General features: G+C 70.5%; 7 protein-coding genes and 1 pseudogene. 3 read left to right on the forward strand and 5 right to left on the reverse strand.

Annotated features, from left to right (window positions below; all coding sequences use genetic code 11):
• From G6018_RS14785 to G6018_RS14800, 4 genes are all read right to left on the reverse strand, one after another.
• The coding region (locus G6018_RS14785) for a hypothetical protein (protein ID WP_182640026.1) at positions 1-404 on the reverse strand (404 nt) is incomplete at its 3' end.
• Positions 405-759: 355 nt separating this feature from the next.
• Complete coding sequence (locus G6018_RS14790) at positions 760-1,587, reverse strand: hypothetical protein (protein WP_182640027.1); 828 nt, start codon at positions 1,585-1,587, stop codon at positions 760-762.
• On the reverse strand, positions 1,584-2,300 hold the full coding sequence (locus G6018_RS14795; RefSeq protein WP_241731192.1) for an ABC transporter ATP-binding protein: 717 nt from the start codon (positions 2,298-2,300) through the stop codon (positions 1,584-1,586). The genes G6018_RS14790 and G6018_RS14795 overlap by 4 nt, the downstream gene beginning before the upstream one ends.
• A 1-nt stretch (position 2,301) precedes the next feature.
• The gene (locus G6018_RS14800) at positions 2,302-2,697 is read right to left on the reverse strand and encodes a GntR family transcriptional regulator (protein WP_182610037.1); all 396 of its coding nucleotides are present in this window, start codon (positions 2,695-2,697) and stop codon (positions 2,302-2,304) included.
• A gap of 203 nt (positions 2,698-2,900) precedes the next feature.
• Between G6018_RS14800 and G6018_RS14805 the strand changes: the two genes are divergently transcribed.
• Complete coding sequence (locus G6018_RS14805; RefSeq protein WP_179525725.1) at positions 2,901-3,062, forward strand: hypothetical protein; 162 nt, start codon at positions 2,901-2,903, stop codon at positions 3,060-3,062.
• A gap of 32 nt (positions 3,063-3,094) precedes the next feature.
• On the opposite strand, the pseudogene G6018_RS14810 reads toward G6018_RS14805, so the two are convergent.
• Positions 3,095-3,407: pseudogene (locus tag G6018_RS14810) on the reverse strand (hypothetical protein).
• A 96-nt stretch (positions 3,408-3,503) separates the two neighbouring features.
• Here G6018_RS14810 and G6018_RS14815 point away from each other — a divergent pair.
• Together G6018_RS14815 and G6018_RS14820 are read left to right on the forward strand one after the other, a co-directional pair.
• Positions 3,504-4,895 carry a flavin monoamine oxidase family protein gene (locus G6018_RS14815; protein ID WP_347237877.1) on the forward strand — a complete coding sequence of 464 codons (1,392 nt, stop codon included), beginning with the start codon at positions 3,504-3,506 and terminating at the stop codon, positions 4,893-4,895.
• A partial coding sequence (locus tag G6018_RS14820; RefSeq protein WP_182640028.1) for an AraC family transcriptional regulator ligand-binding domain-containing protein occupies positions 4,883-5,106 on the forward strand: 224 nt, incomplete at its 3' end. The genes G6018_RS14815 and G6018_RS14820, both read left to right, overlap by 13 nt.

The following is a 5,106-nucleotide window of genomic DNA, read 5'->3' on the forward strand; positions in this document are numbered from 1 at the left end:
GGAACCGGTGTCGCCGCCGGGGCGGGTGAGACCTCGGCGGCGGGCATCAACCCCATGGACCCGACGACGAGGGCGAACGCGGCCGAGCCAACCACCGGCCATCGCCGCGAGACCGGCGTCAGTGGCGTGTGCCACGCCAGCGGGGCGAGCGCATCGGGGGCGACGTACCCGGCCATCGTCTGCTGGGCCAGCGCGGCCTGCGAGTCCAGCCGATGGTCCTCGTCCGCGTGCGTCCTGTCCCGGTTCTCGCAGTACAACCACCAACCGCCCGGCAGGATCAACGCTAGGCCGAACATCGCGAGTGCCGCGACCGAGGCGAACCCGTCCCCCACCGAGGCCGCCGCGCCCAGGAGCGTCAGTGCGCCCACACCGACACCGGCCCAGGCCAAGACCTGCTTCCACACCGGGGGCCTGAGATACGTCGGCTCAGTCAGAGACGGGTGCGACGTGGAGGGCAGGACGATCGGCATGAGAGGAGTTCTTTCCGGGAGGCGAGGGGGTCCTCACAGGGGAGGTCGCGCCACCGAGCCGGCTGCGACGCCCCGGCGAGCGACGATGTGAACACTACGCCGCCCCGGCCCCGGAACCAAAGGTTATCTTATACGCACCGGTCCTCGCGGCCGTCTCGGGCGCGCTGGCTGGGATCAGCTCGACGAGTTCGAGGGGGGACGAGTACCGTCGTGTCGTCATCGAGGCCCGTCTGCAGGGCGGGAGCACGGTGCCGGCCCGGGTCCACGGACGGCCCGTGTGGCGCACTGCTCACACCAGGGCCACCCTGTGGTTCCACGACCGCGCCGTACGCCACAGGCAGAACACCACCAACACCACCGACGCGGCCAGGAAGCCGACGGGCATGACGTCGTCGCTGGCGGCCGCGCCGGCGGCCAACTCGCCGATCATGTCGAAGCGCACGAACTCCAGCGAGCCCCCGGCGCCCATCGAGATGCCGAACGGCAGAGCGATCATCGCCATCAGCGAGAGCAGCTGTGTGACCACGTAGACCAGGACGAACACCACGACCGGCCCGCCGGCACCCAGCGCGGCCAGCCGTCGCTCGTGCCCGACCGAGACCGAGAAGTAGTAGTAGACGGGCCAGATCAGGAACGACCCGAGTGTCACGAGCACTCCGGCCGCGATCATCCAGGCCGGTGCGGCAGTGGTCACCGTGGTCCACGCGTCGGACAGGACGGAGTACGACGGCGAGGTGAGCCCCGACTGGCGGGCGGCCGCCCACCACGTGAGCAGCGCGAGCCCGGCGGTGAGGACGAGCGCGGCCAGGGAGGCGGCCATCGCCCACATCAGCTTGGTCCAGAAGATGACCGACCCGCGGACCGGGATGGAGTGGGTGAAGTACCCGGTCCGGCCGTAGCCGGTGCGCCAGTAGTCGGCGGCCAGGGTCAATTGGACGGCCGGGACCGCCACGACCGCGGCCAGCATGCCCAGCGCCAGCCCGAACTGGGACAGCAGCGGCCACCCTGCAGCCCCGAGCAGACCGCCCAGGACGCCGACGAGAGCGGTCACTCCGAGTGTCGTCCCGAGGGCCCCGCGTGTGCGCAGCCACTCGTGCGTGAGCAGTGTCGTCGTCATCGGTAGGTCTCCTTGAAGATCTGGTCGAGGCTGGCGGCGTGCTGGCCGCGGAGGTCGTCGGCGTGGCCCTGCAGCAGGACCCGGCCGTGGCGCATCATCACCGCGGCGTCGAGGATGGGCTCCAGGTCGTGCACCAGGTGCGTGGAGATCAGGAGCAGGGAGTCCTCGGACAGATTGCGGACGATGCCGTCGAGGATGAGCTGACGCGCGGCCGGGTCGACACCGGAGATGGGCTCGTCCAGCAGGAACACCCGCGCGTCGCGGGACATGGCCAGGGCGATCTGCACTTTCTCGCGCATGCCCTTGGACATCTCCTTGAGGCGCGCGGACTCGTCCAGACCGAAGAATCCGACGAGGTCGCGGGCCTTCTCGGTCTGGAAGTCGGCGAAGAAGTCGGTGTAGAGCCGCAGGCAGTAACTCACGCGGGCGGAGTCGGGCAGGAAGCTGGTGTCGGGCAGGAAGGAGACGATCGCCTTGGACTCGGGGCCCGGGGCGTGGCCGTCGATCCGCACTGTGCCGGAGTAACCCGCGAGCACGCCGGCGAGGATCTTGAGGAGCGTGGTCTTGCCGCAGCCGTTCTCGCCGAGCAGTCCCACGATCTGACCAGGAGCGAGCCGGAGGTCGAGGGCGTCCAGTGCGGTGGTGGTGCCGTACCTCATGTTGAGACCCGTGGCCTCGACGAGTGTCGTGGCCGGGCTGGCGGTGGCCCTCATGTCAGGCACCTCCGTCGTGCGCATGGGCAGTGGTGTGGTCATGGTCGTCCCATCTCGTGTCGAGTAGTGCTCGCGCCCTGTCGTGGGTCATCCGCAGGCCGCGGACCCGCCGGATGAACTCGTCGGCGGCACCGGCGGCGAGGTCGGCGCGGACCTCGTCGATCCGGGCGTCATCGGAGGTGACGAACCTCCCACTGGCGCGCTCGGACCGGCACAGCTCGAGCCGTTCCAGCTCGGCCAGCGCGCGCTGCGCGGTGTTGGGGTTGACGCCCAGATCGGCCGCCAACTCCCGGACCCCGGGCATCTTCGCGCCCGTCGGCCACTCCCCCGTCACGATGCGCCGCGAGAACTCCTCGACGAGCTGCACCCAGATCGGGGATGAGTTGTCGAACTGCATCGCCGCCCCATTCCGTGTTGCTGTATTAGGTGCTTAATACAGTGACACTCCGACGCGGCGAAGTCAACGCGGGTCGCGGCGAAGTCAACGACGACCACGTTGCGTATACCCTAGGGGGTATGTATTCTCGGCAGCGAGGCTCGGACGGCACCACACACCGACCGCGGACCTCGCGACCATCCCACGATCAGAGGAGTACGACCATGTGCCGACCCGCAACCTGCAAGACCTGTGGAAAGACGACCTGGGCCGGGTGCGGAATGCACGTGGACCAGGTGATGTCCGGCGTGCCCAAGTCCCAGCGGTGCCCCGGACACGCCACCGCGCCCAAGGAGGGGTTCCTCGCGAAGATGTTCGGCAGGTAGCCGGTCACTGCGCGCGGATCAGTGCGCGCGGATCAGTGCGTCAGAACGACCTTGACCCCGACGATGGTCGCTGCGACCACCGTGAGTGCCGCAGCACTGATGAGCCGGTTCCGACTGGGCCGCTCGCCGTTGAGCCGGCCGATCACGAAGACGATGCCGCCGATCCGCACCAGCACGGTGGGCTCTGCCAGCAGCAGTGCGGTGCGGTGCTCGAGAACTCCGAGCCAGGACCAGGATGTTGCCGTAGATGTAGGCGCTGATCCGGCTCGCCGCGTCGGACCGCTCCAGCGGCGCGCCCCTGGAGAGCCATGAGTTGCGCGGCAGGGAACGCCCGTCCGTGTTCATGACGACAAGCGTGACAGACCCCGGGAGTCCGGGGCACCGAGTTCACCGTCCCGCCCCGGGCCACCGGGGGCGAGGAATACTGTGAACACGCCTGCGATTCGGTCGGCCGTGGGGAGGCGATGGGTGGACTCATCAGAGGATGTGGTGGTCGTCGGCGCCGGCATCGCCGGATTGGTCGCCGCACGCGAGTTGACCCGCGCGGGCCACGAGGTGCAGGTCCTCGAGGCCCGGGACCGCGTCGGGGGCCGTCTGCTCAACGCGACTCTGCCCGGCGGGGCTCCGATCGAGGTCGGGGGGCAGTGGGTCGGCCCCTCCCAACATCAGATCCTCGCCCTGATCGGTGAACTGGGACTGCGGACCTTCCCCACCCACGTCGCGGGTCGCCACATCGCCGAGGTGGGCGGGGCCAGGTCGGACTACTCCGGCCGGATCCCCCGCCTCGATCCCGTCACCCTGGCCGACATCGCACAGACACAGTGGCGTCTCGACCGCATGGCCGCCCGCATCCCGCTCGCGGACCCGTGGCGCGCGCCCGGCGCCGATCGCCTGGACTCGCAGACCTTCGACACCTGGCTCAGGCGCACTGCCCGCACCCCGCGGGGCCGCGGGTTCTTCCGTCTCCTCACGGAGGCCGTGTTCTCGACCGGACCCGAGGACCTGTCCGCACTGTGGGCGGGGTTCTACATCGGTGCCGCCGGCGGTACCGATGCGCTGATCGACACCGCCGGAGGAGCTCAGCAGGACCGCGTGGTGGGAGGGGCGCAGACGATCGCGATCGAGATGGCGCGGGAGCTCGGTGATCGCGTGCTGCTGGACAGCCCGGTCACCGGGGTCGAGTGGGACGCCGCGGGAGCCCGCGTCCGGTCCGGCGACCGGGTGGTGAATGCGCGGCATGTGGTGGTCGCGGTTCCACCGCCCCTGGCGTCGAGGATCCGCTACTCCCCCGGCCTGCCCGGCGACCGCGACCAGCTGGTCCAGCGGATGCCCATGGGCCGGGTGATCAAGATCAACGTCGTCTACCCCGAGCCGTTCTGGCGTGCCGACGGCTGGAGCGGGCAGGCGAACAGCGACACCCGACCGCTGGGCACCGTCTTCGACAACACCCCCCACGCGGGCACATCGGACGGCGCCGTGCCCGGCGTCCTCGTCGGATTCCTCGAGGGCCGCCACGCGGACCGGGGCTCGCGCGTGACCGCCGCCGACCGTCGCGCGCAGGTGCTCCAGGATCTCGCCGGATACTTCGGCCCCCGGGCCCTCAGTCCCGTCGACTACATCGAGCGCGACTGGGCCGAGGAGGAGTACAGCCGCGGCTGCTACGGCGCGTTCGCCGCGCCCGGGACCCTGACCCGCTTCGGCCCCCACCTCCGCCTCCCCGTCGGCCCGATCCACTGGGCCGGCACGGAGACCGCTACCCGCTGGGCCGGCTACATGGACGGGGCGGTCGAGTCGGGCCGGCGGGTGGCCGGGGAGATCGTGTGCAGCCGCTGATCCGCGCCGCCAGTCTGCGCGGATTCGGCCCGCTGGTCAGCGAACTCGGCGGAGACCCCGACCGGCTGCTCGACCGGTACGAGATCGCGCGCGAGGTGCTCGCGGACGACGACGGGCTGGTGTCGATCACCGCGCACGACCAGATGCTCGACGCGGCCGCCGCGGAGTTGGGTTGCCCCGATTTCGGGCTGCGGCTGGCCGATCGGCAGGA

The organism is Dietzia sp. DQ11-44 (assembly GCF_014145205.1).
In the GTDB taxonomy this organism is placed as follows: domain Bacteria; phylum Actinomycetota; class Actinomycetes; order Mycobacteriales; family Mycobacteriaceae; genus Dietzia; species Dietzia natronolimnaea.